This window comes from Aliamphritea spongicola, from assembly GCF_017051665.1.
Classification (GTDB): Bacteria; Pseudomonadota; Gammaproteobacteria; order Pseudomonadales; family Balneatricaceae; genus Amphritea; species Amphritea spongicola.
In genome coordinates this window covers 71,235-97,412 of record NZ_JAFIDL010000001.1, presented here as the reverse complement: position 1 = coordinate 97,412, position 26,178 = coordinate 71,235, and the positions used below count along the sequence as shown (strand labels likewise).

Below are 26,178 nucleotides of genomic sequence, written 5' to 3'. Positions count from 1 at the left end.
CATAACGCCCTGAAACTCAGCCTGCACTGCCAGGCTGAGGCTTACTACCCGTTTTGATTGCTATACCCCTCGCAAGCCTCTGATCCGGATATACTTTCTTCAGAATCACTGCCTATACTGGTGCTCATCGATCTCGAAACTGACCCAAGAGGTAGGCTATGAGCAGCAATTTCACCGGTAGTAAGAGCAAAGATTCGATCTCCATGACCATGCTGATGACCCCGGACATGGCCAACTTTTCCGGCAACGTCCACGGCGGCGCCCTGCTTAAAATTCTTGATCAGGTAGCCTATGCCTGTGCCAGCCACTTCAGCAAACACTACGTCGTCACCCTGTCTGTTGATCAGGTACACTTCAAACAGCCGGTGAGAGTAGGTGAACTGGTCACCTTCTACTCCTCAATTAATCATGTCGGCCGTTCTACTATGGAAGTCGGGGTAAAGGTAATTGCTGAAGATATTCACAGCGGCGAAGAACGGCATACAAACAGTTGCTACTTCACCATGGTTGCCGTGGACGATGACGGCAAATCAACCACCGTTCCCCGCCTGGAACTGAACACGCCGCAACGCAAAGCCCGTTACATTGCTGCCGCACTGCGTAAGCAACTGCGCAACGAACATGATCAGCGTCTGGCAGAAATTCATGATAAATGGACCGAGCACGTCGATGACCTTTCCAGTGAAGAAATCGATGCCCGGTTAAAAGATATGCTGGAAAATGATTCGATGTAAGACGCGGCTTTACTTGGCAGTAAAACCGCCATCGATAAAGATTGTCTGGCCGGTGATGTAATCCGACCCGTGACTGGCCAGAAAAATACACACACCATTAAGGTCTTCAAGCTGGCCATTGCGGCCAATAGCCGTTTGCTGCGCCAGCTGCTCACTCAGCGAATCATTGTCAAATACTGCCTGCGTGAGCTCAGTCGGAAAGAATCCCGGCGCAATTGCATTACAGCTTATACCCCGTGACGACCAGGCTTCCGCCATGGCCCGGGTAAGCTGCTCCACACCACCCTTTGAGGCACCATAAGCAATGCCATTGGCAAATGCACGACGGGACTGCAAAGAAGCCACGTTGATTATCTTTCCCCAGCCCCGCTCTGCCATTTGTGGCACCAGCTTCTGCGCCAGAAAGAAAGGAATCTTCAGATTAAGATCCTGAGTCAGATCCCAATCTTCAGGGGAAACATCATCCGCATGCTGACGAAGGTTTACCCCGGCGGTGTTACAGAGAATATCAATGCGGCCAAATACCTGCAGGCATTGCGTGACAACTTCATCCAACTGGTCAGTGTCCGCCAGATCTGCCACCACTGGCACCACCTGAGAGTCGCCTGCCGCTAACTGATCTAGCCGCTCCCGGCGGCGCCCCAGCGCAACAACCGAGGCACCGGCACTGCGCAGCGCTATAACCTGCTGCTGGCCAATCCCCGAGGTAGCACCGGTCACCAGCGCCACTTTACCGGTCAGATCAAATAACTCCATCAATATTCTCCGTACGAATGCCTCAGGTATCAGAGCTCAGGCAACACCTGATTGGCAAACATCTCTTCCACCTCAGCCCGGTTATTGCAGGCCTGAACTTCACGGACAACGTCCGGCGTCAGGTGCGGGGCAAACTTTTGAATGAAGTCATACATATAACCACGCAGGAAGGTACCTTTACGGAAGCCGATCTTAGTATAACTGGCTTCAAACAGATGACTGGCATCCAGACACACCAGACCGTGATCTGCCGCCTCATCAAATGCCATCGTAGCAATAATGCCGATCCCCAGCCCTAAACGGACATAGGTTTTGATCACATCTGAATCTACCGCCGTAAAGACGACCCGCGGGTCCAGCCCTTCACGGATGAAGGCATCATCCAGCTTGGAACGGCCGGTAAAGCCAAATACGTAAGTAACGATCGGATAATCAGCGATATCTTTCAGGGTCAGACGTGACACCTGCGCCAGCGGATGGTCCTTAGGCACCACAACCGAACGGTTCCAGCGGTAACAGGGCATCATGATCAAATCATTAAAGTGACTCATGGCTTCTGTGGCGATACAGAAATCCACGGTACCGTCTGCCGCCATTTCAGCAATCTGCATAGGCGTACCCTGATGCATATGCAAAGACACATCCGGGTAAGACTGCATAAAACCGTTTATCGTTTCCGGTAATGCATAACGTGCCTGAGTATGGGTCGTGGCAACATCCAGGCTCCCCATCTTCTCATCACTGAACTCTTGCGCAACCTGCTTAATACTCTCTACCTTACGCAGAATATCACCGGCCACTTCCAGAATTTTTTCACCCGCCGGCGTTACCCGGGTCAGGTGTTTACCACTGCGGGCAAAAACTTCTACCCCTAACTCATCTTCCAGTAAGCGAATCTGCTTACTGATACCCGGCTGCGATGTATATAAACTCTGAGCTGTTGCTGAAACATTCAGATCATGGCGGGCAACTTCCCAGATATAGCGCAACTGTTGCAACTTCATGCAAACCTCCAGACTCGGATCAAAAACTGTCCCGCTGAACGCACCCCGCTCGAAAATCAGCAAAACAGAAGTAACAAAAGCATTATTAATAACTAATAATTATATAGGACGTATATTCACACAGAATTCGTGTGGTTGCCAGCCCCTGCAGTCAACTGCAGGGGCTATTTTAAGGAAAGGCTTACAGACGGGATTTTAAACGGCGGATTTCTTCTTCCTGAGAGGTGATACGCTTCTCCAGACCGGTCACCCGGCCAATCGCACGGATCAGCTCATCATCTTTCAGTTTAACCTGGCCACGCAGGGCGCTTTCACGGCGGGTAGCCTCATTGGCTGCAGCCAGCTGCTTCTGATTCAGACGCTTAGTCTCTTCAGTCAGCTCTTTTACTTTATCAGACAGACGCTTGTTCTTATTCTGCTCAGACAAAATCGAACCAGACACCTTATTCAGCTGACGGGAACCCAGATCAACATCTGTTTTATAACGCTTCAGCTCATCTTCAAGAATTTTGACCTGATTCTTCTGGGAATCCAGTTTCACGTCCCGCTTGGCCACCACGGCCTGCAGATCATGAATCTCTTTGGTAAGCGCGGACTCTTTACGGCCACTTTCATCACGGATCTTATCCAGTGAGCCGCGGTAATAACGGACATCCGCCTCGGCCTTACTTACCTGCTCAAGGCTGTGACGCTGTTCATCTTTAACCCGCTGATCGAAAGTACGCTTGGAATCATCCAGCTTCTTCTGCAATAACGCCATCTCCTGCTCAACGTTATGATAACGTTGTTCAGCAGTTTTCAGATCTGACGTGACTGCACCAAGATTAATTTTCAGCACAGAAATTTCAGCTTCCAGTGCCTGAATCTGACTGGTTTCGGATTCCAGCTTCGCCCGCAGGTGACGGTACTTATTCTCCTGCTCAGTCTGATCTTCGTAGAGACGCTTTAATTCCTGCTCGCTGTGCTTACGAGATTCTTCACCGGCAAGAATCTGGTCTTCCTTATCGCTCATAACCAGTGCCTGAGCTTCCTGCAGCGCCTGATTCCATAAAGTCTGGAAAGACTTGTTCAGGCTACTTGGCACATCCGGGATCGCAATCATGTCACCGTTCACTGCCTGTAAGCGGCCGGAGAGGCTGTCCCACCACTCAGCCAGCATATCCGCAAGGCAATCCGGCTCAGTATTTAACTCAGCAGCGATCAGCTCAGTTGTTGGAATTACCCCCCGCTGCAACATGCTGTCTGCAGTCAGATTAAAAATAGTCGGGTCAACCCTGTCACTCATTGATACATCCTGATAGAAACCACACCTGCGCACCTGCAGGTTAATATTATATAACAGCTAACTACTCAGCATCCTTCGCCTGATTACGCTCAGCGAGGTGTTGCTGCAAATTACTCATACCTTTTTGTAACACATCCCCCAGGGGGGCTTTTATCACTTTGCGACCACCGGAAGGCAGCGGCATGCGTAACTCAACCGCATGCAGAAATAAACGCTTAAGGCCAAACTGGCGCATAAATTTATTTGTATCATCCACGCCGTACTTATCATCTCCGATAATCGGATGGCCGGCAAACTGACTGTGTACACGAATCTGATGGGTTCTTCCCGTCACCGGACGGGCCTCAACCAGGGTTGCATAACCAGCAAAACGCTGCAGCACCTTAAACTCTGTCAGGGACTCCTTACCCATCGGGTGTGCCTTTACGACGCGCTCCCCGGACTTAAGTTCATTTTTCTGCAGTGGTGCATCAACCTTGGTTTTACGGGTCGACCATTTACCATCCACCAAAGCATTATAAATCTTGGTAACCTTCTTCTGGCGCAATGCTTCATGCAGGAAACGTAAGGCACTGCGTTTTTTGGCCACCATAATACAACCGGAAGTATCACGGTCTAAACGGTGCACCAGTTCAAGAAACTTAGCCTGAGGACGAATCTGACGCAGCGTCTCTATCAACCCGAGACTGATACCACTGCCGCCATGCACAGCAAGGCCGCTGGGCTTATTGATCACCATCATATCTGCATCTTCGTAAAGCACAGCCTCTTCCAGGCTGGCAGCAAGGCCGGCACTGGCCACCGGTGCCTGACGCGCTTCTGTCAGGCGCAGCGGCGGTACCCGGACAAGATCACCTTCCTGCAACCGGTAATCCGGTTTAATACGCTTTTTATTAACCCTTACCTCACCTTTGCGCAGGATTCGGTACACCAGCGTCTTAGGGGCGCCTTTTAATTTGGTACGCAAAAAGTTATCAATGCGCTGCCCTGCAAGATCAGCATCAACATCAAACCACTGAACCTGGCTTTTCGGGGCATCATTATTTTCGGACATCTTTAAAATTCGGCACTCGTACAGATACTGAAGTAAATTATTCAAAACTGTCTGAATGAGACAGATTCAGACACATCTATGAATTGATGCACCTGTTAATAGCTGCTATATTCTAGCGCTGCTGCAGGCCTTTGGCTTTAGCTAATTTGCTTTTATGGATAAATAACCTGATGTCAATAACCAAATCAGGGATTTATTCAACAGCCTGCACAGAAGATGATGAAATATTTACGTATTTTTATCCCGAAGCAGCCAGAGTAAAGGCCCGAAAAGCTTCCGCAACCCCCGCTAAACAGCACTGTTACCAAACACAGGCTGACGTCATAAAGCGAACCGGTTGCCAGAAGCCAGCTACGGAGACACTGCCAGAGGCAGACACGTAAAGACCAACATCAAAACAACAGAATTAACTACGTATTTCATCCTTCTGGTACTGTTTTGGCCAGTTGGAGGTGGAGATGTCGCCAGCCCGGAACCTGCGTGCCATCAGAACGGAAAACAGTCAGAGATTAAGTAACCTGACTGCCTGAACCGGACTGAAAGATCCGCAGTAACAGCTACGATCAGATACTAAAACTGATAGAGGCTGCTGTTTCCTCCACCGTCGATAAGACCCGTCTGCGCTGTAATACACACCAGACAGGCAAAAAACTGAACTATTGATGTCGTTACGAAGATTGGACTCACGTGACAGGGTATGCCCTGTCCCCATACGTAAACAGCCATAGCGATGAAATACGTTAGTGTTATAAGAGAACGCTAACACAACATGAAAAGAATGCTCATTAATGCAACTCAGCCCGAAGAGTTGCGCGTCGCACTGGTCGATGGCCAGCGCCTGTATGACCTGGACATTGAGTCAGGTTCCCGCGAACAGAAAAAAGCCAACATCTACAAGGGTAAAATTACCCGCGTAGAACCAAGCCTGGAAGCCGCTTTCGTCGACTACGGTGCAGAGCGTCACGGCTTCCTGCCACTGAAAGAAATCTCCCGCGAATACTTCATCAAAGGCAGCGACAAAGGCGGCCGCCCAAGCATCAAAGACGTTGTTGCTGAAGGTACCGAGGTTATCGTTCAGGTAGACAAAGAAGAGCGTGGCAACAAGGGTGCAGCCCTGACCACCTTTATCAGCCTGGCGGGCCGTTATCTGGTTCTGATGCCTAATAACCCACGTGCCGGCGGCATCTCCCGCCGCATCGAAGGCGACGACCGTAAACAGCTGAAAGAAGCAATGGACGGCGTAACAATTCCGCAGAAAACCGGCGTTATCGTCCGGACTGCAGGTGTTGGCCGCAGCTCTGAAGAACTGCAATGGGACCTTGATTACCTGCTGATCCTGTGGGAATCCATCACTAAAGCATCCAGCGAACGCCCGGCACCTTTCCTGATCTACCAGGAAAGCAACGTTGTTATCCGCGCGATCCGCGACTACCTGCGCCAGGACATCGGCGAAGTACTGATCGACAGTGAAGAAGTCCACCAGGACGCACTGAACTTCGTTAAGCAGGTAATGCCTAGCTACGAACAGAAGATCAAGCTGTATACCGAACAGGTACCGCTGTTTAACCGTTTCCAGATCGAAACTCAGATCGAAACTGCTTTCCAGCGTGAAGTACAACTGCCTTCCGGTGGCTCAATTGTTATTGACCCGACTGAAGCACTGGTGTCTATCGACATCAACTCCGCACGGGCAACCCGCGGCAGCGACATCGAAGAAACCGCTCTGCACACCAACCTGGAAGCCGCTGAAGAAATCGGCCGCCAGTTGCGCTTACGTGATATCGGCGGTCTGATCGTTATCGATTTCATCGATATGACACCGATCAAGAACCAGCGTGAAGTTGAAAACCGCATGCGCGATGCGATGAAGATCGACCGCGCCCGCGTACAACTGGGTCGCATCTCTCGCTTTGGTCTGATGGAAATGTCCCGTCAGCGTCTGCGTCCGTCACTGATCGAAAGCCGCGGCTCTGTATGCCCACGCTGTAACGGTCAGGGCACCATCCGTGACACCGAGTCTCTAGCACTGTCTATTCTGCGTCTGATCGAAGAAGAGTCTGCTAAGGAACGGACCGCACAGATCCGTGCAATTCTGCCGGTCTCTGTCGCCACCTTCCTGCTGAACGAAAAGCGTAGCGAAGTTCATGATATCGAACAGCGTCAGAACGTACGGGTAGTCATTGTTCCTAACCCGAACATGGAAACACCGCACTACGAAGTTGTCCGTTTGCGTGATGATCACACCGTGATCAACACTAATGACGCCAGCTATACAATGCAGCCTGAGCCTGAAGACATCGCTGAGCCGGATACAGTTACTAACACCCCTGCCCGGGAAAAAGCAGCCGTACGTACCGTCGCGCCGCCAACACCGGCACCGGTCAGCACTGAAACAACTGCAGCGCCTGCCAGCAAGCCAGCTAAAAGCGAAGAGAAATCTTTCCTGTCCGGCCTGATCTCCGCCATTACTGGCCTGTTCAGCAGCCCTGAAGAAGACAAGAAAGAACAGGAAAAGAAACCGCGTAACAAAGATAACGGTGAGCGTAAGCGCTCTAACAACCGCCGTAACCGTCGCCGCAAAGACGACCGCGAACGCGGTGAAAACAAGTCGCAGAATGCCAGCAAGGATGAACAGCAGGAGTCCCGCAGCGATAAGCCACGTGGCGAAGGCCGTTCACGTAACCGTCGTCGCAATGACCGTGACCGCGATCAGAAACGCAACAAGCCTGAAGCTCAGGAAGAAAACCTGCAGCAACAGGAAAATGAAGTTCAGGAAGATGGCCGCAACCGCGGTGAACGCCGTCGTGGACGTCGTCGTCGCGGTGAGCGTAACGCCCGTCGCAGCGGTTCAGAGCAACAGGAAAACGCACTGAACACTGAACAGCCTGTAGCAAATGCTGAAGATGCTCAGACTGAAAGTGCGGCTAAAGCAGCCATTGATGCACCTAAGCCAGATACTGCAGCAACAGCCTCTGACGAAGAGCAACCAAAACGTAAGCGTCGCCAGCGCCGTCCGCGTAAGGATCGCAAGCGCGAAGAGACAACTGAAGCAGTCGCTGAAAATGCTGAAACAGCAACCGCAACTGCTGCAGCTGAAAATGCTGAGCCAGCAGAAGCCGCAGCGGAAGCACCAAAGGCAGAAACACCGGTAGCTGAAGTAACACAGGCTGCAACTGAAGAAGCTCCTGCTGCAGAAGTGACTGAAGCCGTCGCTGAAGAAGCAGCTCCGCAAGCGGCTGAAGAAGCAACTGCATCTGAAGCGCCTGCAGCGGAAGCTGAAGCTGCTGAAGCTGCTGAAGAAACAGCCGAAACGGTTGCTTCCGAAGAAACAGTTACTGAAGCACCTGCTGCTGAAGAAGCAGTAGCCGAAGAAACTGCTACTGAAGAAGCTGCTACTGAAGAAGCTACTACTGAGGAGCCAGCAGCTGAGCAGGCCGAAACAGAAGTAACTGAAGAAGCTGCTACTGAAGAAACCACTACTGAAGAAGCTGAAGCAGAACCTGTCGCTGAAGAAGCACCTGCGACTGAAGCACAGCCGGAAACAGCAGAAGAAGCTGATCAGCCGGAAACCGCTGCTGAAGACAACGCCAAGCCAGCAGAAGAAGCACCTTCTGCCAGCAAGCGTCGTGGACGCCAGCGCCCTGCCCGCAAGGCAAAACCGGCAACATCAGCAATTATCGAGCCGCAGCCAGTCGCACCACGCCGTCCGGCACCGCTTGTTGCTGATCAGGACTCTGCTCCACGCCAGCGTCGCCAGCGTCGCGCGCCGAATGACCCGCGCAGCCGCCAGCAGGCAACACCGGCAAACAATCAGACGGACAGTGAAACCACTGAAGTTTGATACCGCGTAACGACACCGGCCAGCCCGGTGTCAGCACACAAAAAAGCCAGCTAAAGAGCTGGCTTTTTTATTTTCACACTTTTTGCTGTCCTTCCTGTTATTGAGGAAAAGTACGCGGCTCAATCTCCAGGCGCACATTAAAGTGGCTAAACACATCCTCCTGAATCGCCCCGGCTAACCGCAGAATATCAGCACCACTCGCCGCGCCATGATTCACCAGCACCAGCGCCTGCTTATCATACACACCGGCATCTCCCTGGCTCCGGCCTTTCCAGCCCAGACGGTCGATCAGCCAGCCAGCGGCCAGCTTATAGCCGTCACCGTCTGCAAAACTGACCAGATCAGGATAGTCCTTCAGAATCGCCTCCCGCCGCGCCGCTGACACAACAGGGTTTTTAAAGAAGCTGCCCGCGTTACCGATATCTGCCGGGTCAGGCAACTTAGCACGACGAACCTGACAGATATAATCACTGACCTGCAAACCGTCAGGCGACTCAATACCCAAGCCGGCAAAATGATCCGCCAGACCGGCATATGCCAGCACTGGCTGACACTTCCGACTAAGCATAAAAGTTACTTCGGTAATGATGTAACGCCCTGCAGCACGCTGCTTAAAAATACTGTCCCGGTAACCAAACTCACAGGCTTCAGTGGTAAATTCACACAGCTCTCCGGTTTCCCTGTCCAGCGCCCTGAGACTAAGCATACGGTCTTTGATCTCAATACCGTAAGCACCGATGTTCTGCATAGGCGCAGCACCCACAGTCCCCGGAATCAGCGACAGATTTTCCAAGCCATAAGCGCCACTCTCAAGTGTGTACCGTACGAAATCATGCCAGTTTTCACCGGCCGCAGCTGTCACACATACCTTCGCCGGATCATCCGCATCAGCTTTAACCGTAATACCCTGTAAGCGATTCAAAATCACCAGACCCGGTATATCATCCACCAAGATCAGGTTACTGCCACCACCAAGTACCAGCACATCAAGACCTTTACTGTCTGCAAATGCCAGCGCCTCGCGAAGCTCCTCCAGACTGGTTACCTCACAGCAGTACTCAGCTGACACATCAAAGCCAAAACTGTTAACACCTTTCAGGGAATAGTTTTCTGAAAACTCCATTAACCGGACACTCCCCGGGCAGCAATCTGATCCAGCAAAGCACCACAGGCATCTTCAAGCATATCCAGCACATGGGTAAAACCTGCAGCACCGCCAAAATACGGGTCCGGTACATCACCCTCATAGTTATCGGTGAAATCTGTCATCATTCCCAGGTAACCGGAATAATCCGCAGGGCAAATGCTGCGCAAGCCACCCAGGTTCTGCACATCCATCGCGATTACATAATCGTAATATCCAAAATCCGCCGCAACCGCCTGACGAGCACGCAAATCACTCAGATCATAACCGCGCTTTGCCGCCTCTGCAGTGGCCCGGTGATCCGGCGGCTCACCAACATGATAAGCACCGGTGCCGGCTGAATCCGTTTCGATAAGGTGAGACAGGCCCCGATCCTCAACCAGCTGTCGGAACACACCATGCGCCGTTGGCGAGCGACAAATATTACCCAGGCAAACAAAAAGAACCTTCGTTTTTTTCTGTTCCATTTATACCTCTGAAAAAGCACAAGAACCTACCAGAACACTGTAAACAATCTTGCAAAAATAGCCGCTATGCAGCCCAATGAATATCGCCATTATATACGCTGCATGGCCATCTTCTGACAGATTTATTCTATACAGGAACTGAAATTATGCTTGAACTGCGTCCTAACTGTGAGAACTGCGATAAAGACCTGCCACCAGACTCGGCAGATGCCTGCATCTGCACCTATGAATGCACCTTCTGCAGGCAGTGCGTTGAATCTGTACTGGAAAACGTATGCCCGAATTGCGGCGGTAATTTCTGCCCCCGCCCTATCCGGCCGGTGACTGCCCACCGGGAGGGTGTCAGCCTTAAACACCACCCTGCCGGCACAAACCGAAAGCATACTCCTTACAGCGAAGCGGAAATCCGTGCATTTTCAGCCACCACCAAACACCTGACACCTCAGGAACGCTGAAGCGGGTATAAAAAAAGCGCTGTATCTTCTTCAGATAAAGCGCTTCGGATCACAGCTTCAATAACGGTCAGGATGCACTGAACAGCGCCCGTATCCGCTCCAGATCAGCTTCGGTATCTACTCCGGCAGGCGGCAGTTCGTCCGCCACATCAACATGGATTACCGCACCGTTATACATAGCCCGGAGCTGCTCCAGACACTCAACTGTCTCAAGCGGCGCGGGTTCCCAGCGTACAAAGTCATTCAGCAACTTTACCCGGTAAGCATAAATACCGATATGACGCTGGAAATTAACCCCTTCAGGTAACACATTACGTGCCTGGGGATCAGCAAACTCATCCCGCGGCCACGGAATTGGCGCACGGCTGAAATACAGCGCCTTCCCCTGTGTATCGCTGACCACTTTAACAACATTCGGATTCAGCACCGCTTCGATATCACTGACCGGTTCGCTCAGCGTCGCTATGCTAGCATCCAGATTGGCCATCAGGTTATGTGCGACCTGGTTAATCACCCGGGGCGGGATCAGTGGCTCATCCCCCTGCACATTTACAACGATATCATCCGCATAGAAACCCAGCTGCTGAACCACTTCCTGCAAACGGTCAGTGCCGGAAGGATGATCTTCGCGGGTCATACATACTTCTGCCCCAAAGCCTGTGGCAACATCGTAGATACGCTGATCATCAGTGGCAATCACTACCCGCTGGGCTTCACTTTTCAGCGCCTGCTGATACACCCGCTGAATCATCGGCATACCGGCAATATCCGCCAACGGCTTACCCGGCAAACGAGATGAAGCGTAACGCGCAGGGATAATAATAGAAAAACCCATGATAAGTCCGCCTTACTTTTCCAGACGTTCTTCAGCACTCAGCGTACGCGCTTCATTTTCCAGCATAACCGGAATGTCATCACGTATCGGATATGCCAGACCACTGGCACGGCAGATCAGCTCATTCGTCTCGGCATTATATTCAACCGGTGCCTTGGATACCGGACACACCAGAATATCAAGCAGCTTCTTATCCATGTAATAACCTTATTTGTCGTATTTCAACGCCTGTAAACGCTCTGTCAACTGTTCTGCAAACCCGTCATCAAGTTGTGCATCGACCGGCAGATACCAGGCATTTTTAAGTGGAAGATGTGCGCATTTTACAGCGTCTTTCTCAGTCATGATAATGCTTTCCCCACCGACAAATGAAAAATCCTCCATTTGGTAGGCGTGGTGATCAGAAAACGCGTGTCGCTCAACCGTTAACCCGTGCCCTTCAAGCACACTGAAAAACCGCTCAGGGTTACCGATCGCAGCAACACCGTGCACGCTCGGATGCGTTTCAGCAAAATTATGCAGAAAATCAGGTAATACACCATTATTTACATCAACAGAATGCACCCTGCCCGGCTGCAAATGCATTTCACTATAGGAATAGCCAGAGGGCTGCGCTGCTTTGCCATTGACCACGATCAGATCAACACTTGCAAGGCGTTCTACCGGCTCACGTAAAGGCCCTTCCGGTAAACAGCGACCGTTCGCAACCCCCCTCTGCCCATCAATAACAGCAATCTCAATATCACGCCCCAGGGCATAATGCTGCATGCCATCGTCGCTGATAATTATGTCGCAATCAAAGCTTTGCTGAAGGTGCCTGACCGCTGCAGGGCGATCCGGATCAATTACCAGAGGTACAGACGTTCGCCGGGCAATCATGACCGGCTCATCCCCTCCTTCAGAAGGCAGGGTCGCGGGGGTGACAATAAAAGGAAAAGCGGGAGGTTTCGCACCATAGCCCCGACTGACAACACCCGGCTTATAGCCCTGCTGGCGTAACCAGTTAACCAGCCAGATCACCAGTGGAGACTTACCCGTTCCGCCGACAGAAATATTGCCAACAACAATCACCGGGACAGATGCGCGCCAGACCGGTTTACTGCCGTTCAGGTACTGACGACGCCGACGATCTGCCAGCGCCGTAAACACAGCAGATAACGGCCGCAGCATAATCAGCCAGGAGGCCTTCCGGTACCACGCCTGCTCAAGTGCCAAGCTATTGCTCCGCCGGTGGTTTCTGGGTCGTGATACTCAGGCTGGAGAAACCCATTTTGCCGGCCACATCCATCACCGTTACAACAGCCTGATGGGGCGTATTGGCATCAGCAGTGACCACAAAAGGTAACGCCCGGTTTTCACCGGCAGCCTTGAGCAATGCCCGGCGTAAAGTATCCGCCTGGCTGTTAATCAGCGCCAAGCCGTTAACACTGTAGCTGCCAGCTTCACTGACGACTACTTCCAGAATATCCAGAGGTGCTTCTGCGACCAGACCATCCGCTTCCGGCAATTCAACCGCCAGATGCGTTTCTTTAGTAAAGGTTGTGGTGACCATAAAAAAGATCAGCAGCAAAAATACCACATCAATCAAAGGGGTCAGATTGACATCTACATCAGCGGGCCGGTTACGTCTAAACTTCACAGGACAGCCTTATTCATAATCAACGGCACGGTCGCCGTGGACGATTTCAACCAGTTTGATCGCTTCCTGTTCCATCTCCACCAGCAGGGTATCGACCTTACGCTGGAAGTAGCGGTGGAACATGAGCGCCGGAATGGCTACAGCCAGACCAGCGGCTGTCGTAATCAAAGCTTCCGAAATACCTCCGGCAAGCACGTTAGCGTTACCGGTTCCCTGCAGCATGATTTCAGAAAACACCTTAATCATTCCTATAACCGTACCCAGTAAGCCCAGCAGAGGTGCAATTGAGGCAATGGTACCCAGCGCACTCAGAAAACGCTCCAGCTCATGCACAACATGACTGGCAGCTTCCTGAATACTCTCTTTCATAATCTCCCGGCCATGGGAAGAACTGTTCAGACCGGCAACAATAATCTTACCCAATGCGCTTTCGTTGCGAATCTGGTTCAGCTGCTCAGCACCCAGTTCTTTTTTACGTGCCAGCTCCCAGACCCGTGCTAACAGGTTAGCCGGCGCAACCCGGTCCTTTTGCAGTACCCACAAGCGCTCCAGACATATCGCCAGAGCAATCACAGAACAACCGATGATCGGAATCATTAACCAACCGCCGGACTGAAGTAATTCAAACACCTACTGCCTCCCAGAAACTTGCAGATACAGGCTAAAACCAAGCCGCTAAATTAGAGCTGGGCTACTGTAACATAGCGACTCATTGGCGAATAGAATCCACTAACCAATATCGCCACTTAACTTGACGCGCTGCCAAGGCACTGCAGTTATTATTCTGCGCTGATAACGCCACCGCCCCATGCTGGCCTGTATCCAACCATGGTACCAAACGGTGCTCCAGCCGCTCGATAACCTTTTCAGAAGGATGCCCATAGCGGTTTTTATAACCACTGCTGAAAATCACCTGTCGGGGTTGCAACCATTCCAGCCACAGATCACCGGTTGATGTCTGACTGCCGTGATGCCCCGCCACCAGCCAGGTATGCTTAGCCGCTAACGGGTCGTTTTCTCTTACAATCTGCTCTTCAATAATTGCCTCAGCATCCCCCGGCAATACCAGCCGGCAGCTATCATTCTCAACCAGCAGCACACAGGATTTATTATTCTCATTTACCGACCACTTACTATCCGGCTGAACAAACCTGAACCGCACCCCGTCCGCCTGCAATTCCTTTACGGCGCCGCAGGCAAGTATCTTCCCGCTGTCACTTTCCACACGCGCCTGCCATTCAGCGCTGCCAAAAAATACTTCACCGGGCTTAAGCTGCCTGTTTACATCCGCAAACCCGCCGGAATGATCATTATCTCCATGACTCACCACCAGCCAGTTCAGCTTATTCACACCGGACCTTCCCGCAGACGGAATAACAAAACTCTGAGCAACGCTGCCACCGGGATAGCTGGCGCCGGTATCAAATAGCAGAGAATGCTCGGAGGTTTTAACCAGTACAGCCAGCCCCTGCCCCACATCCAGCACCCAGGCTTTGAAATCTCCCTGCTGAACAGTATCCCCCCGGCCAAACAACAGAGGCAGACACAACACTGCACCAATGATTCTGAACGGAAACACCTGCGGCAACAGCAGCAGACCAATACCCACAACTGCCAACAGCAGATATTCGGGCTCCGGCGTAAAGTGTTCAGTCAGCTTTTCTTCTGCCTGAACAATAAAGCCAGACTGATTTAACAGATCATCTCCCCATGCCAGGCCCCGCCAGAACAATGACAGCAACTCTTCAGCAAGCATTACCGACAACCCGGTAAGCCCAAGCGCTACCAGCATTATGATCACGACCAAAGCCGGCAACACGATAAGGCTGATATAAGGAATAGCGACAATATTCACCAGCGGAGAAATCAGCGAAACATTACCGGTAAAAATCAGCAGTATCGGAAAAAGCCCTACAAAAATGGCCAGCTGAGAAAGCAACATCCGCCTGAATACACCCCAACGCCCCTGACCAGTTTCTCCGGTCGCCACCGTCAGCAAAACCGCCACCGCAAAAAAGGATAGCCAGAACCCGGCCTGTAAAGGACTAAGTGGCTGAATCAGTAAAACCAGCAGCATAGCAAGCCACCACCGCTGCCAAACAGATATGACAACCCCTAAAATCGGCGGCAGCAATAATGCAGCCGCCATGATCAGTGCACGCTGAGTCGGTATTGTGAAGCCGGCCAAAAAGGCATAAACAGTGGCAAACACTAAAGCAAGCACTATTCTTCCACGCCGAAGATCTGCTACCTGAATCCGACGCATAACCAGTGGCAGCTGTAACAGTGCTGCAAGCCAGTAACCCAGCAGACACACTATGCCGATATGCAATCCGCTGATAACCACCAGATGCACAGTGCCGGTATCCTGCAAAAGCTGCCACTGCGTATCAGAAAGAAAACGCTTATCCCCCAGCAACAGCGCCTGTAAGGTCGCCAATGTTAGTTTGCTAAAACCAACCCCTTCCAACCACTTGCTCAGCCTATAGCGTTGCCGGTCAAGCCGTACCAAGCCTTTAGCATCATCAGCCAATAACTCAGGTGACAAGTCAGACCGGACATACCCACGAGCATCTATTCCCCGGGACAAATGCCAGGCCGCAAAATCAAATCCCGCCGGATTAACCAGACTTCGCGGTGTCTTAAGGCGAACAGAGAAACGCCAGCGCTGCCCGGGGCTAATATTCTGTGTATGCCTGTACCAGGTTAAACGGATCTTTCTCAGCGAATCAGCGCCAACAGGTGACGCATCCAGCAACAACTCAAACCGGACCCGGTCCGGAAATTCATCCGGCAAGCCCACCACCACACCGCTGACAATGCCATCATAAGGGCTGTCGTCCAAAGGCAGACGATGACTTAACTGCCACTGTCCCCAGAAAAACACATAAGCCATTCCCAGGCAGAAGGCGAACAAACCGAAACGGCGAAAAACAGGAAAAGCAGCACAGAAAAGCGCTGCCACAGGCCATAACCAACCGGCAGCGGGCAGAAAAGAATAGTTGCTCAGAATTATAGCGATAGAAAAACCGATCATCCTTGATCTCACAGTGTTGGCTTAAGCAACGGGAGTAGGCATAATGACGCTCCCATTCGACAATATAAGTGCGTCACGAATGCCGCGCAAATTAATTCGCAAGTACATGCCCGACGAGGCAAAGCTCAAGCAAAACCGGCATCTTAGCTGGCTGGGTAATCACATACACAACCCTAACCTGTGGCACCTGACACGCAAGTCAGTCTGCAGGGCATTCATGGTCGGGCTTTTCTGCGCCTTTCTGCCGATCCCTGCCCAGATGCTTGTTGCCGCGGTTTTAGCGCTTTTCGTACGCAGTAATTTGCCTATATCTGTCGGCCTAGTCTGGATCACCAACCCGATCACCATGCCGCCGATTTTCTACTTTGCTTATCTGGTAGGTGTCTGGCTAATGGATTTACCGGCGCAGGCAATTGAGTTTGAACTCAGTGTGGACTGGCTGTCGAGTGGCCTGAACCACATATGGCAACCACTGCTGCTTGGTTCTGTCATTTGTGGCATTGTTGCCGGCATTCTGGGTTATTTTCTAATGCAGGCATTCTGGGTTTGGCAGGTAAACCGCAGCTGGAAACACCGTCGCAAGAACAACAATAAGAAGCCCTGATATAAAAAAGCCGCGATAAACGCGGCTTTTTTAACTTTATACCGGCTGTAAACAACCGTCTCGTAACTCCAGCACTCGGCCTTGTTTATGCGCCAGCTGAGGATCGTGCGTTACCACCACAAAGGAAGTTTCCAGCTCTTCATTCAACCGCTGCATCAGTGCCTGAATATCTTCAGCAGTATTACGGTCCAGGTTACCAGTCGGCTCATCCATCAGCACACAGGCTGGGTTCGCGACCAGCGCCCGGGCAATCGCTACCCGCTGACGCTCACCACCACTGAGCATGGAAGGTTTGTGTTCGATACGATGCTCAAGACCCACAGCCACCAACAACTCTCTGGCTTTGGTTTTAATACTGCTGATTGGCTCGCCGCGAATCAGCAGCGGCATGGCAACATTTTCCAGCGCATTAAATTCCGGCAGCAAATGATGAAACTGATAAACAAAGCCCAGCGCATTATTTCGCAACTCTGCCCGCTGTTTTTCATTAATCAGATACAGTGGCTTATTAGCGACCTTCACCTCACCTGAAGTGGGAACATCCAGTCCACCCAGCAAGTTCAGGAGAGTACTTTTACCGGAACCTGAGGTACCGATAATAGCCAGCTGCTCGCCTTTAGCCACATCCAGATTGACATCTTTCAGAACCTCTACCTGTGCGTCGCCGTCACCATAGACCTTCTTAACCGATACACACTGCAGAACCAGATCCGCCGGATTATTCATAACGCAGCGCCTCCGCAGGTTGAGTTTTTGAAGCCCGGTACGCCGGATATAAGGTCGCCAGGAAGCTGATTGATAAAGCTGTCGTCACAATCACCCAGACATCACTCATCTGAAGTTGTGAAGGCAAATAACTGATAAAGTAAACATCAGCACTGAGGAACTGAATACCAAAGGTTCGTTCAACCCATGCCACCAGATCCGTCACGGTCAGGGCCAGCAAAACACCCAGAGCAGTCCCCAGCAGCGTGCCGATAACACCGATCACTGTGCCCTGCACCATAAATATTCGCATAATCCGGCCAGGCGTTGCGCCCAGCGTACGCAGGATAGCAATGTCAGCCTTCTTGTCAGTCACCACCATTACTAATGTCGACACAATGTTAAACGCCGCTACAAAAACAATCAGAAACAGCAGCAGACCGATCATACGCTTTTCCAGCTGAATCGCCTGGAACAGGTTTCCGTGGGTCCGGGTCCAGTCACTGGCACGGTAATAGTTACCTGTCGCTGAAACGATCTGAGTCATCCGCCGCGGCGCATCAAACAGATCCGTAAACTCCAGGCGCAGACCATCCACACCTTCCGCAATTCGCTTAATACGTGCAGCATCATCAATATGAATATATGCCAGGCTGGCATCCAGCTCAGCACCTACTTCAAATAAACCGACAACCTCAAAACGCTTTAAGCGGGGAACAACACCGGCCACACTGATAGACGCCTCTGGCAGAACCACCGTCACCTTGTCACCAATGGATGCGCCCATTGAGCGAGCCAGTAAAGCCCCCAGCACAATGCCATATTTACGCGGCTGCAGAGCATCCAGACTGCCCGCTTTCATATGATCATCGATAATAGAAACTTTCTGTTCCAGCTCAGGATTAATACCGTTGATCACAACACCGCGAACCACACCACGGTTTGTCAGCATACCCTGCGCCTGAATAAAGGGTGCGGTACCCTTAACATCCGGCTCCTGTTCAACCTGACTGGCCAGTGTTTCCCAGTCAAGCAGAGGCTGGCCATAATCGGTAATAGTGGCATGAGGCACCATCCCTAAAATACGGCCTTTAAGTTCACGGTCAAAACCATTCATAACCGACAAAACAAGGATCAGCGCTGCGACACCAAGTGTCAGCCCGAGCATAGAAACCAATGAAATGAAGGAAATAAAATGATTGCTGCGTTTGGCTGCGGTGTAGCGCAAACCTACATAAATAGAAAATGGTCTAAACATGGCTCGGATTAAATCATAGACTCGAAAAATTCTCTAACAAAATCAGAATAATATTCGCTATACTCAAACTTGTATTAACTTGCTCAGGAGCATGCTTTGAATCCCGAACGCCGTGAGTACTATCGTATCAGCGAGAACGTATCCCTGGATTTTCAAGTTATCAGCGAACAGGAAATGCAGGCCAGCTCTCTGCCAACGCAGTTTAAGGTCTCGCCTTTCTTTACTCTGTTAAGTCAGCTACAGGAACTTGACACCGATACAACTCATTTGTTGCGCAAAATTGCACAAAAAGATCCAACCATGGGGACTTTTCTGGAAGTCACCACCAATAAGATCGATGCAATTGCCAAAACAATCGCCAGTCACGGTGTGGAATTTGACGACATTAAAACTCAGGAAATCAACTTGAGCGAAGGCGGACTGAGTTTTGACACACATCGCCAGGTCAGCAGCGGCGAATACCTGGCCCTTAAGCTGGTTTTTCAGGAAGCCTGCATCGGCCTGCTACTTTACGGCAAAGTACTCTATTCAACCGCCAATGAAGATGGCTCAGACAGCAGCAATGTCGGTATTCAGTTCTGCCGTATGCCGGAAAGCAGCCGTATGATCATTGCCCGCCACATTATTGCACTGCAATCCAAGGAACTGCAGCTGCAGGGCAACATCGATCTGGACTGATGGCTCAGACACCTGCCTACGAATTAATAGAAGCGCTGGACACCCTGCTCCGGCGCCTGAATGCTTTTTCCGCACAACTCTGCCACAGCAAACTTCCCTTCTGGCTACCTGACGAACAGATCTGCGACCTGCCCAGCTGTGCAGCATTATTTAACGATATCTGGTACCGGGACGGCCAGGATGGCAGGGTCACACGTACCCAGCACGGCCTAATCGGGGCTGACAAATCACTGATTGAAAAAGCCCTTAGCGTCAATGCCGCTAAACAGGCTTTTCAGACGCTGGCCACCCACCACCGGCTGAGCCAGGACAGTGATTTACAGAATCAACTTACCCGGCGGGAATCTCTGCTGGCCGAAACGCTTCAGCATCACGGCTATTCAAGAATACATCTGCGGCAGTGTTACCGGCAGATCCCCATCATCGAAGGCAGACCGGTCAAGATTGGCTTCAGCTGGTATACCAGCGGCCGGAGCATTAAACAGCTGACGCCGGAGCAGGCATTGCAGCGTTTACAGAAAATGGATACCAGCCAGACACACATCCAGATGCAGATTGATGCACTGGGACACCTGATGCCCGGCGATATGCTGGCTCAGCTACAGTCGCAGGTACCGGTGATGCGAGCCAATCTGCTCTGGAAACAAAATGATCAGATGATCCGTAAAGCGCAAAACGTATCTTTACCTATGCTGATTCCCCTTCAGCCCGGGGAAACTTTACCCGAGCATAACCAACCGCTATCATCTCCCCCTGAACAACGCAGCCGCAGTTTGCGCAGCGACCTTAAAATTGATCCTGTACCATTCCTGCCCAGCCTGCGTGTCCACAAATACATCAACTGATCTGATATACCATGACTAAACCTGAAAAGCGGCAAAAAATGCTGCACCATATTGGCGTGGCACTGGGCCTGACCGGCCTCGGCGCGTATTACCTGATTATCGACGCATCAGGCTTTCTGGAATGGGCGACCAGCCTGGTTGATGAAGAATATACCGGTTCTGCGCTGATGGTAGGCATCATGGTCAGCATGACCCCGGCCTTTCTGCTTTGGAAATACTACAACCGCTTTCTGGAACGCCGACTGGCGATCAAAGGTATTTATTACGAAGACAGCTTCTATAAGAAAGAAGACGATACAGAAAAAAGTAACTGATCTTTTTCTAAACCCGGATACAAAAAAACACGCCAGAAGGCGTGTTTTTTTTATACTGCAAGACCTGCAAAATTACAGATTCGCCACCCGGTTCAGACCAGCAATAGCCGCTACACGGTAGGCTTCAGCCATGGTTGGGTAGTTAAAGGTAGTATTCACGAAGTAGTTAATCGTGTTTGCTTCGCCTTTCTGATTCATGATCGCCTGACCGATGTGTACGATCTCAGACGACTGGTCACCGAAACAGTGAATACCCAGAATCTGCAGGGTTTCCCGGTGGAACAGAATTTTCAGCATACCAACAGGCTCGCCGGAAATCTGGGCACGGGCGGTATCTTTAAAGAATGCCTGCCCAACATCATAAGGTACTTTCTCTTCCGTCAGCTGCTCTTCCGTTTTACCGATTGAGCTGATTTCAGGAATGGTATAAATACCGGTTGGCACGTCGTTGATGAAACGGAAGTCATCCGCATCCAGCATATCAGAAGATGCAGAACGCCCCTGATCAATCGCCGCTGAAGCCAGCGCCGGCCAGCCAATGACGTCACCACAGGCATAAATGCCTTCACACTCGGTGCGATAGAACTCATCAACCTTAATCTGACCACGGCCGTTTGCCTGAAGACCGATATTTTCCAGCTTCAGCATGTCAGTGTTGCCGGTACGGCCGTTACACCACAGGAACGCATCCGCACGGACTTTCTTACCGGATTGCAGCGTCAGCGTTACACCGCGCTCGTCCGCTTCAACTGTTTCATAGGTTTCATTATGACGGATCTTCACCGCGCTGTTACGCAAGTGATAGCTCAGGCTGTCAGAAATTTCTGCATCCAGGAAGGACAGCAGACGACTCTGGGAATCAATCAGGTCAACCTTTACACCCAGGCCACTGAAGATAGATGCATATTCAGAACCGATTACGCCGGCACCGTAAATGATCATTGTCTTGGGAGTGTGCTCCAGATTCAGAACAGTATCGCTGTTGTAAATCCGAGGATGGCTGAAATCAATATCCGTCGGTGAATAAGGACGTGAACCGGTGGCAATTACCACATTCTTGGCACGCAGGCGCTCATCACCCTTCACAGTTCCCTTCACCAGAACAGTATTCTTGTCTTCAAACTCTGCCTGACCAAAGAACAGATCTACCCGGTTACGGGCATAAAAGTTGGTCCGCATCATTACCTGGTTAGAGATAACCTTCTCAGCACGCTTAAGTACCTTAGGGAAAGAGAACCAGCGTGGCTCACCGATATCACGGAACATCGGGTTGGTGTTGAATTCAATGATCTGTTTAACAGAGTGACGCAACGCTTTAGAAGGAATAGTACCCTTGTGAGTACAGTTACCACCCACAGAATCCTGTACTTCAATAACCGCTACCCGGCGTCCTTTTTTTGCGGAGTTCATCGCCGCACCTTCGCCGGCAGGACCTGAGCCTATTACAATGACATCGTAGTCATATACAGCCATTACATTCCCCTATTCTGATTTACTTCAACACCGTAAATTAATACTTAACAACAAGTTAGCTTATGCTACGGCAAAACCTGTCAGAGCTAAACCCTGACACACTAACTGCGACATAAAAGCTTCGTGATGATGACGGTTTACTTAGCCTGGTAACCCAGATCAGCCGCGTCAGCAGAGGCAGACTGCTTCTTCTGCTGTTCAGTCTCACAGATTTCCTGATTACCACCGCATACATCACAGGCAGTATCCATGCCCAGCGCACTCATACCACCACAGGAACCGGTGATAGGCTTACCTTTGAGAATTACACCAATTGCCATTCCGGCAACCAGCAACAACATTATCACTATGGCAAAAATCAATTCAGTCATTTTCACTCACCTGAAATAGATACGCGCTTGTCTACTGCAGCACGCATTGTACTTAACTTCATAACATCTGACACTGACCAGGATCACTCTACTAAATAAGCAGCAAATCCCGGGGTTTGTTTCTCAACAAAACCAGTATCACTTTTCACGATAAACATGGCCTCAATGCCATTGGCTATCGCATATTCGTAAGCCTTTTCCTCACCCATGACCGTAAACGCAGTTGCCAGTGCATCCGCTTCGGCACAGGTAGGACGCAACACTGTAACCGACGCCAGTTTATGACTGATCGGCCGGCCTGTTGCAGGATCTATTGTATGCGAAAAACGGATACCGTTTTCCTCAAAATAATTTCGGTAATCACCGGACGTTGCGACTGCCACATCATTAACAGCAATAATTCGCTGAATCGCCCGCTTACCGGAAACAGGGCTCTCAATGGCAATCAGCCAGGGCTCATCATTGAGCTTTAATCCACTGGCCCGTAACTCACCACCGATTTCAACCAGATAATCAGTGATACCGTGAGATTCCATCAGCTCAGCCAGCCGATCAACACCATAACCTTTCGCCACTGCTGACAGGTCAATATACACCCCTTCAGCACGCTCTACCGTTGAACGCTCAGCGTCAAGCTTCACTTTCTGATAACCAATGCTCTGCCGTAACGCCTGAATATCAGCCGGTGATGGCGCTTTCGTTACCCGACCATCCGGGCCAAAACCCCACAAATTAACCAGCGGCCCAACGGTGACATCAAATGCACCATTACTGCCATGGCTGATCTGCTGGGACAATTCCAGCACTTGGAATAACGGTTCAGACAGTTGCTGTGTCACCGTGCCCGAAGCCCGGTTTAACAATGACAGCTCAGAATCAGCAATATACGTCGACATCGACTGATTCACATCTGCCAGCATTGCTTCAGCCGCACTGCTCAGTGCTGCAGTTTGCTTGATAACCTGATCAGAGCCAGCACTGTCAGCCGCCAGCCATTTAACACTGTAGCTGGTACCCATCGTACCGCCGGTAAAACCAACCACCTCTGGCTGAGGCGTTTTTTCACAGGCAGTTAAAAACAAAACGGCCAGCAGCGAAGCTGCCAGCCGTATGATTACCTTATGATAATCGTGCATCATTAATGCTTATCCACCGAAGTCATCAAGCAGGATGTTCTCAGGCTCAACACCCAGATCTTCCAGCATTTTGATAACCGCTGAGTTCATCATTGGCGGTCCACACATGTAGTACTCACAATCTTCAGGGGCTTCATGATCCCGCAGATAGTTTTCATACAGTACGTTATGGATGAAACCGGTATAACCTTCCCAGTTATCTTCTGGCTGAGGGTCAGACAGCGCCAGGTGCCAAACGAAGTTATCGTTTTCAGCAGCCAGTGCATCGTACTCTTCATTGTAGAAAGCTTCACGCAGACTACGGGCACCGTACCAGAAAGACATCTTACGGGTAGAGTGCAGACGCTTCAGCTGGTCAAAGATATGGGAACGCATAGGCGCCATACCTGCACCACCACCGATGAACACCATCTCTGCATCGGTATCCTTGGCGAAGAACTCACCAAACGGACCGTATACATTGATCTTGTCACCTTCTTTAAGGCTGAACACGTAAGAAGACATCTTACCCGGCGGAATACCTTCCGGACCACCAGGAGGTGGAGACGCGATACGGATATTGAACTTAACAATACCCTTCTCTTCCGGATAGTTAGCCATGGAGTAAGCACGGATAGTGGTTTCATCAACCTTAGACACATAGCGCCACTGGTCGAAACGGTCCCAGTCTTCACGGTACTCTTCCTGGATATCAAAATCCTTGTAGTGTACTTCGTGCGGAGGACATTCCAGCTGTACATAACCACCGGCACGGAAGTCAACGTTTTCACCTTCAGGCAGACGCAGAGTCAGCTCTTTGATGAACGTTGCAACGTTCGGGTTAGAATCAACTGTACATTCCCACTTCTTAACACCGAAGACGTCATCTTCAACTTCAATCTTCATGTCCTGCTTAACAGCAACCTGACATGACAGACGCCAGCCTTCACGGGCCTGGCCTTTAGTGAAGTGAGGTTCTTCAGTTGGCAGCATACCGCCGCCACCTTCTTCAACAATACATGAGCACTGTGCACAGGTACCGCCACCACCACAGGCTGATGCCAGGAATACACCCTGACCCGCCAGTGTTTGCAGCAGCTTATCACCTGCTGGCACCTGAATTGTCTTTTCCGGATCACCGTTAATTTCGATGGTCACATTACCGCTGTTTACCAGCTTGGCACGGGCTGCCAGGATTACCGCAACCAGTGCAAGCACCACTGCGGTAAACATGACAACACCAAGAATAATTTCTGCATTCATCGCATTAATTCCTTTCGTTGTTCATGCAGCCTGTTAAAGCTGAACACCTGAGAAAGACATGAAGCCAAGAGACATCAGACCAACAGTAATGAAGGTGATACCCAGACCACGCAGACCATGCGGTACATCGCTATAACGCAACTTCTCACGGATACCTGCCAGCGTCGCAATTGCCAGCGCCCAGCCGACACCTGCACCTGCACCGTAAACCACACTTTCACCGAAGTTGTAGTCACGCTCTACCATGAACAGTGCAGCACCAAGGATTGCACAGTTTACAGTAATCAGCGGCAGGAATACGCCCAGTGCGTTATACAGCGCCGGTACATACTTATCCAGGAACATCTCCAGGACCTGTACCATCGCTGCAATTACACCGATGTACGAGATCAGACCCAAGAAGCTCAGATCCACATCCGGCATACCGGCCCACGCCAGCGCGCCGTCTTTCAGCAGGTAGTTATAAATCAGGTTGTTTACCGGCACTGTAATTGTCAGTACAACAATTACCGCGATACCCAGACCAATTGCTGTCTGTACCTTCTTGGAAATCGCCAGGAATGTACACATACCCAGGAAGAAGGCCAGCGCCATGTTCTCAACGAAAATGGCTTTAACCAGCAGGCTAATATAATGTTCCATTACGCTGCCTCCTTCTTAGTGTTAGGCGCCATTTCGAACTCTGGCTTTTCAACCTGGTCAGGATACGCAGTACGCAGAATCCAGATGAAAATACCGATCAGGAAGAAGGCGCTTGGTGGCAACAGCAACAGACCATTGCTGTAGTACCAGCCGCCATCGGTAACCAGTGGCAGAATCTCAATGCCAAACAGCTTACCGGACCCGAACAGTTCACGGACGAAACCAACACTCAGCAGAACCACAGAATAACCCAGACCATTACCGATACCGTCCAGGAACGAAATGCCCGGAGGGTTCTTCATAGCAAAGGCTTCCGCACGGCCCATTACGATACAGTTGGTAATAATCAGACCAACGAATACCGACAGCTGCTTGGAAATCTCATAGGCAAATGCCTTCAGTACCTGGTCAACCACGATTACCAGAGAGGCAATGATGGTCATCTGTACGATAATACGGATGTTACCGGGTACATGGTTACGGATACTGGAAATAAACAGGTTAGAAAACGCTGTTACACTGGTCAGTGCCAGACACATAACCACGGTAACAGACATGCTGCTGGTTACCGCCAGGGCAGAACATACACCCAGAATCTGCAAAGCAATCGGGTTGTTCTTGAAGATTGGTGTTATAACCACTTCATTCGTCTTAGACAT

27 protein-coding genes are annotated in these 26,178 nt (G+C 50.9%); 7 read left to right on the top strand and 20 right to left on the bottom strand.

What is annotated here, in order from left to right; translation table 11 throughout:
- Nucleotides 1-158 precede the first annotated feature (158 nt).
- The gene (locus tag JYB63_RS00515) at nt 159-734 is read left to right on the top strand and encodes an acyl-CoA thioesterase (RefSeq protein ID WP_205655787.1); all 576 of its coding nucleotides are present in this window, start codon (nt 159-161) and stop codon (nt 732-734) included.
- Nucleotides 735-743: 9 nt separating this feature from the next.
- On the opposite strand, the gene JYB63_RS00510 is transcribed toward JYB63_RS00515, so the two are convergent.
- The 4 genes from JYB63_RS00510 to rluC all read right to left on the bottom strand — a co-directional run bounded on the left by JYB63_RS00510 (nt 744) and on the right by rluC (nt 4,833).
- The gene (locus JYB63_RS00510; RefSeq protein ID WP_205655786.1) at nt 744-1,490 is read right to left on the bottom strand and encodes an SDR family NAD(P)-dependent oxidoreductase; all 747 of its coding nucleotides are present in this window, start codon (nt 1,488-1,490) and stop codon (nt 744-746) included.
- Nucleotides 1,491-1,519: 29 nt separating this feature from the next.
- Nucleotides 1,520-2,494, bottom strand: a complete 975-nt coding sequence (gene cysB, locus JYB63_RS00505; RefSeq protein ID WP_205655785.1) for an HTH-type transcriptional regulator CysB — start codon at nt 2,492-2,494, stop codon at nt 1,520-1,522.
- A 181-nt stretch (nt 2,495-2,675) separates the two neighbouring features.
- The gene (locus JYB63_RS00500; protein WP_205655784.1) at nt 2,676-3,779 is read right to left on the bottom strand and encodes a DNA-binding protein; all 1,104 of its coding nucleotides are present in this window, start codon (nt 3,777-3,779) and stop codon (nt 2,676-2,678) included.
- Between the two features lie 61 nt (nt 3,780-3,840).
- A complete protein-coding gene (gene rluC, locus JYB63_RS00495; RefSeq protein ID WP_205655783.1) occupies nt 3,841-4,833 on the bottom strand; it encodes a 23S rRNA pseudouridine(955/2504/2580) synthase RluC in 993 nt (330 codons plus the stop codon).
- A 769-nt stretch (nt 4,834-5,602) separates the two neighbouring features.
- On the opposite strand from rluC, the gene rne reads away from it, so the two are divergent.
- A complete protein-coding gene (gene rne, locus JYB63_RS00490; RefSeq protein ID WP_205655782.1) occupies nt 5,603-8,674 on the top strand; it encodes a ribonuclease E in 3,072 nt (1,023 codons plus the stop codon).
- Between the two features lie 97 nt (nt 8,675-8,771).
- Here rne and murB read toward each other — a convergent pair whose 3' ends face one another.
- Together murB and JYB63_RS00480 are read right to left on the bottom strand one after the other, a co-directional pair.
- Entirely contained in the window at nt 8,772-9,797 is a 1,026-nt protein-coding gene (gene murB, locus JYB63_RS00485) for a UDP-N-acetylmuramate dehydrogenase (protein WP_205655781.1), read from the bottom strand.
- Nucleotides 9,797-10,285: a low molecular weight protein-tyrosine-phosphatase gene (locus JYB63_RS00480; RefSeq protein ID WP_205655780.1), complete on the bottom strand. Its 489-nt coding sequence runs from the start codon at nt 10,283-10,285 to the stop codon at nt 9,797-9,799. Before JYB63_RS00480 ends, murB begins: the two co-directional genes overlap by 1 nt.
- A 146-nt stretch (nt 10,286-10,431) precedes the next feature.
- On the opposite strand from JYB63_RS00480, the gene JYB63_RS00475 reads away from it, so the two are divergent.
- The gene (locus tag JYB63_RS00475; RefSeq protein ID WP_205655779.1) at nt 10,432-10,740 is read left to right on the top strand and encodes a DUF1272 domain-containing protein; all 309 of its coding nucleotides are present in this window, start codon (nt 10,432-10,434) and stop codon (nt 10,738-10,740) included.
- A 67-nt stretch (nt 10,741-10,807) separates the two neighbouring features.
- On the opposite strand, the gene kdsB is transcribed toward JYB63_RS00475, so the two are convergent.
- The 6 genes from kdsB to JYB63_RS00445 form a co-directional block, all read right to left on the bottom strand.
- Nucleotides 10,808-11,575 carry a 3-deoxy-manno-octulosonate cytidylyltransferase gene (gene kdsB / locus JYB63_RS00470; protein WP_205655778.1) on the bottom strand — a complete coding sequence of 256 codons (768 nt, stop codon included), beginning with the start codon at nt 11,573-11,575 and terminating at the stop codon, nt 10,808-10,810.
- Between the two features lie 12 nt (nt 11,576-11,587).
- Nucleotides 11,588-11,773, bottom strand: coding sequence for a Trm112 family protein (locus tag JYB63_RS00465; protein ID WP_205655777.1), 186 nt, complete (start codon nt 11,771-11,773; stop codon nt 11,588-11,590).
- A 9-nt stretch (nt 11,774-11,782) separates the two neighbouring features.
- The gene (gene lpxK, locus JYB63_RS00460; protein ID WP_205655776.1) at nt 11,783-12,790 is read right to left on the bottom strand and encodes a tetraacyldisaccharide 4'-kinase; all 1,008 of its coding nucleotides are present in this window, start codon (nt 12,788-12,790) and stop codon (nt 11,783-11,785) included.
- A gap of 1 nt (nt 12,791) precedes the next feature.
- Nucleotides 12,792-13,214, bottom strand: coding sequence for a biopolymer transporter ExbD (locus JYB63_RS00455; RefSeq protein WP_205655775.1), 423 nt, complete (start codon nt 13,212-13,214; stop codon nt 12,792-12,794).
- Between the two features lie 9 nt (nt 13,215-13,223).
- Nucleotides 13,224-13,844, bottom strand: a complete 621-nt coding sequence (locus JYB63_RS00450) for a MotA/TolQ/ExbB proton channel family protein (protein ID WP_205655774.1) — start codon at nt 13,842-13,844, stop codon at nt 13,224-13,226.
- 79 nt (nt 13,845-13,923) lie between these two features.
- On the bottom strand, nt 13,924-16,251 hold the full coding sequence (locus JYB63_RS00445; protein WP_243431765.1) for a DNA internalization-related competence protein ComEC/Rec2: 2,328 nt from the start codon (nt 16,249-16,251) through the stop codon (nt 13,924-13,926).
- A 79-nt stretch (nt 16,252-16,330) separates the two neighbouring features.
- On the opposite strand from JYB63_RS00445, the gene JYB63_RS00440 reads away from it, so the two are divergent.
- The gene (locus JYB63_RS00440; protein WP_205655772.1) at nt 16,331-16,855 is read left to right on the top strand and encodes a DUF2062 domain-containing protein; all 525 of its coding nucleotides are present in this window, start codon (nt 16,331-16,333) and stop codon (nt 16,853-16,855) included.
- Between the two features lie 36 nt (nt 16,856-16,891).
- On the opposite strand, the gene lolD is transcribed toward JYB63_RS00440, so the two are convergent.
- Both lolD and JYB63_RS00430 read right to left on the bottom strand, forming a co-directional pair.
- The gene (lolD, locus tag JYB63_RS00435) at nt 16,892-17,581 is read right to left on the bottom strand and encodes a lipoprotein-releasing ABC transporter ATP-binding protein LolD (RefSeq protein WP_205655771.1); all 690 of its coding nucleotides are present in this window, start codon (nt 17,579-17,581) and stop codon (nt 16,892-16,894) included.
- Nucleotides 17,574-18,818, bottom strand: a complete 1,245-nt coding sequence (locus JYB63_RS00430) for a lipoprotein-releasing ABC transporter permease subunit (RefSeq protein ID WP_205655770.1) — start codon at nt 18,816-18,818, stop codon at nt 17,574-17,576. Before JYB63_RS00430 ends, lolD begins: the two co-directional genes overlap by 8 nt.
- A 96-nt stretch (nt 18,819-18,914) precedes the next feature.
- On the opposite strand from JYB63_RS00430, the gene JYB63_RS00425 reads away from it, so the two are divergent.
- The 3 genes from JYB63_RS00425 to JYB63_RS00415 are packed head-to-tail and all read left to right on the top strand — an operon-like array spanning nt 18,915 to nt 20,655.
- The gene (locus tag JYB63_RS00425; protein ID WP_205655769.1) at nt 18,915-19,496 is read left to right on the top strand and encodes a PilZ domain-containing protein; all 582 of its coding nucleotides are present in this window, start codon (nt 18,915-18,917) and stop codon (nt 19,494-19,496) included.
- Nucleotides 19,496-20,341, top strand: coding sequence for a DNA replication terminus site-binding protein (locus JYB63_RS00420; protein WP_205655768.1), 846 nt, complete (start codon nt 19,496-19,498; stop codon nt 20,339-20,341). The genes JYB63_RS00425 and JYB63_RS00420 overlap by 1 nt, the downstream gene beginning before the upstream one ends.
- Before the next feature lie 11 nt (nt 20,342-20,352).
- A complete protein-coding gene (locus JYB63_RS00415) occupies nt 20,353-20,655 on the top strand; it encodes a hypothetical protein (RefSeq protein WP_205657054.1) in 303 nt (100 codons plus the stop codon).
- A 72-nt stretch (nt 20,656-20,727) separates the two neighbouring features.
- Here JYB63_RS00415 and sthA read toward each other — a convergent pair whose 3' ends face one another.
- The 6 genes from sthA to JYB63_RS00385 all read right to left on the bottom strand — a co-directional run bounded on the left by sthA (nt 20,728) and on the right by JYB63_RS00385 (nt 26,178).
- A complete protein-coding gene (sthA, locus tag JYB63_RS00410) occupies nt 20,728-22,128 on the bottom strand; it encodes a Si-specific NAD(P)(+) transhydrogenase (protein WP_205655767.1) in 1,401 nt (466 codons plus the stop codon).
- Nucleotides 22,129-22,265: 137 nt separating this feature from the next.
- Nucleotides 22,266-22,499: a (Na+)-NQR maturation NqrM gene (gene nqrM / locus JYB63_RS00405; protein WP_205655766.1), complete on the bottom strand. Its 234-nt coding sequence runs from the start codon at nt 22,497-22,499 to the stop codon at nt 22,266-22,268.
- 83 nt (nt 22,500-22,582) lie between these two features.
- Complete coding sequence (locus tag JYB63_RS00400) at nt 22,583-23,638, bottom strand: FAD:protein FMN transferase (RefSeq protein WP_243431764.1); 1,056 nt, start codon at nt 23,636-23,638, stop codon at nt 22,583-22,585.
- A gap of 6 nt (nt 23,639-23,644) precedes the next feature.
- Nucleotides 23,645-24,877, bottom strand: coding sequence for an NADH:ubiquinone reductase (Na(+)-transporting) subunit F (nqrF, locus tag JYB63_RS00395; protein ID WP_205655765.1), 1,233 nt, complete (start codon nt 24,875-24,877; stop codon nt 23,645-23,647).
- A gap of 33 nt (nt 24,878-24,910) precedes the next feature.
- Complete coding sequence (gene nqrE, locus JYB63_RS00390; protein WP_205655764.1) at nt 24,911-25,519, bottom strand: NADH:ubiquinone reductase (Na(+)-transporting) subunit E; 609 nt, start codon at nt 25,517-25,519, stop codon at nt 24,911-24,913.
- Nucleotides 25,519-26,178 carry an NADH:ubiquinone reductase (Na(+)-transporting) subunit D gene (locus JYB63_RS00385; RefSeq protein ID WP_205655763.1) on the bottom strand — a complete coding sequence of 220 codons (660 nt, stop codon included), beginning with the start codon at nt 26,176-26,178 and terminating at the stop codon, nt 25,519-25,521. The genes nqrE and JYB63_RS00385 overlap by 1 nt, the downstream gene beginning before the upstream one ends.

What these genes read in the sequence shown, in the direction of transcription:
- JYB63_RS00515 (WP_205655787.1), top strand. Translation starts at nt 159, where the DNA reads ATGAGCAGCAATTTCACCGGTAGTAAGAGCAAAGATTCGATCTCCATG.
- JYB63_RS00510 (WP_205655786.1), bottom strand. Translation starts at nt 1,490, where the DNA reads ATGGAGTTATTTGATCTGACCGGTAAAGTGGCGCTGGTGACCGGTGCT.
- cysB (WP_205655785.1), bottom strand. Translation starts at nt 2,494, where the DNA reads ATGAAGTTGCAACAGTTGCGCTATATCTGGGAAGTTGCCCGCCATGAT.
- JYB63_RS00500 (WP_205655784.1), bottom strand. Translation starts at nt 3,779, where the DNA reads ATGAGTGACAGGGTTGACCCGACTATTTTTAATCTGACTGCAGACAGC.
- rluC (WP_205655783.1), bottom strand. Translation starts at nt 4,833, where the DNA reads ATGTCCGAAAATAATGATGCCCCGAAAAGCCAGGTTCAGTGGTTTGAT.
- rne (WP_205655782.1), top strand. Translation starts at nt 5,603, where the DNA reads ATGAAAAGAATGCTCATTAATGCAACTCAGCCCGAAGAGTTGCGCGTC.
- murB (WP_205655781.1), bottom strand. Translation starts at nt 9,797, where the DNA reads ATGGAGTTTTCAGAAAACTATTCCCTGAAAGGTGTTAACAGTTTTGGC.
- JYB63_RS00480 (WP_205655780.1), bottom strand. Translation starts at nt 10,285, where the DNA reads ATGGAACAGAAAAAAACGAAGGTTCTTTTTGTTTGCCTGGGTAATATT.
- JYB63_RS00475 (WP_205655779.1), top strand. Translation starts at nt 10,432, where the DNA reads ATGCTTGAACTGCGTCCTAACTGTGAGAACTGCGATAAAGACCTGCCA.
- kdsB (WP_205655778.1), bottom strand. Translation starts at nt 11,575, where the DNA reads ATGGGTTTTTCTATTATTATCCCTGCGCGTTACGCTTCATCTCGTTTG.
- JYB63_RS00465 (WP_205655777.1), bottom strand. Translation starts at nt 11,773, where the DNA reads ATGGATAAGAAGCTGCTTGATATTCTGGTGTGTCCGGTATCCAAGGCA.
- JYB63_RS00445 (WP_243431765.1), bottom strand. Translation starts at nt 16,251, where the DNA reads ATGATCGGTTTTTCTATCGCTATAATTCTGAGCAACTATTCTTTTCTG.
- JYB63_RS00440 (WP_205655772.1), top strand. Translation starts at nt 16,331, where the DNA reads ATGCCGCGCAAATTAATTCGCAAGTACATGCCCGACGAGGCAAAGCTC.
- lolD (WP_205655771.1), bottom strand. Translation starts at nt 17,581, where the DNA reads ATGAATAATCCGGCGGATCTGGTTCTGCAGTGTGTATCGGTTAAGAAG.
- JYB63_RS00430 (WP_205655770.1), bottom strand. Translation starts at nt 18,818, where the DNA reads ATGTTTAGACCATTTTCTATTTATGTAGGTTTGCGCTACACCGCAGCC.
- JYB63_RS00420 (WP_205655768.1), top strand. Translation starts at nt 19,496, where the DNA reads ATGGCTCAGACACCTGCCTACGAATTAATAGAAGCGCTGGACACCCTG.
- JYB63_RS00415 (WP_205657054.1), top strand. Translation starts at nt 20,353, where the DNA reads ATGACTAAACCTGAAAAGCGGCAAAAAATGCTGCACCATATTGGCGTG.
- sthA (WP_205655767.1), bottom strand. Translation starts at nt 22,128, where the DNA reads ATGGCTGTATATGACTACGATGTCATTGTAATAGGCTCAGGTCCTGCC.
- nqrM (WP_205655766.1), bottom strand. Translation starts at nt 22,499, where the DNA reads ATGACTGAATTGATTTTTGCCATAGTGATAATGTTGTTGCTGGTTGCC.
- JYB63_RS00400 (WP_243431764.1), bottom strand. Translation starts at nt 23,638, where the DNA reads ATGATGCACGATTATCATAAGGTAATCATACGGCTGGCAGCTTCGCTG.
- nqrF (WP_205655765.1), bottom strand. Translation starts at nt 24,877, where the DNA reads ATGAATGCAGAAATTATTCTTGGTGTTGTCATGTTTACCGCAGTGGTG.
- nqrE (WP_205655764.1), bottom strand. Translation starts at nt 25,519, where the DNA reads ATGGAACATTATATTAGCCTGCTGGTTAAAGCCATTTTCGTTGAGAAC.
- JYB63_RS00385 (WP_205655763.1), bottom strand. Translation starts at nt 26,178, where the DNA reads ATGTCTAAGACGAATGAAGTGGTTATAACACCAATCTTCAAGAACAAC.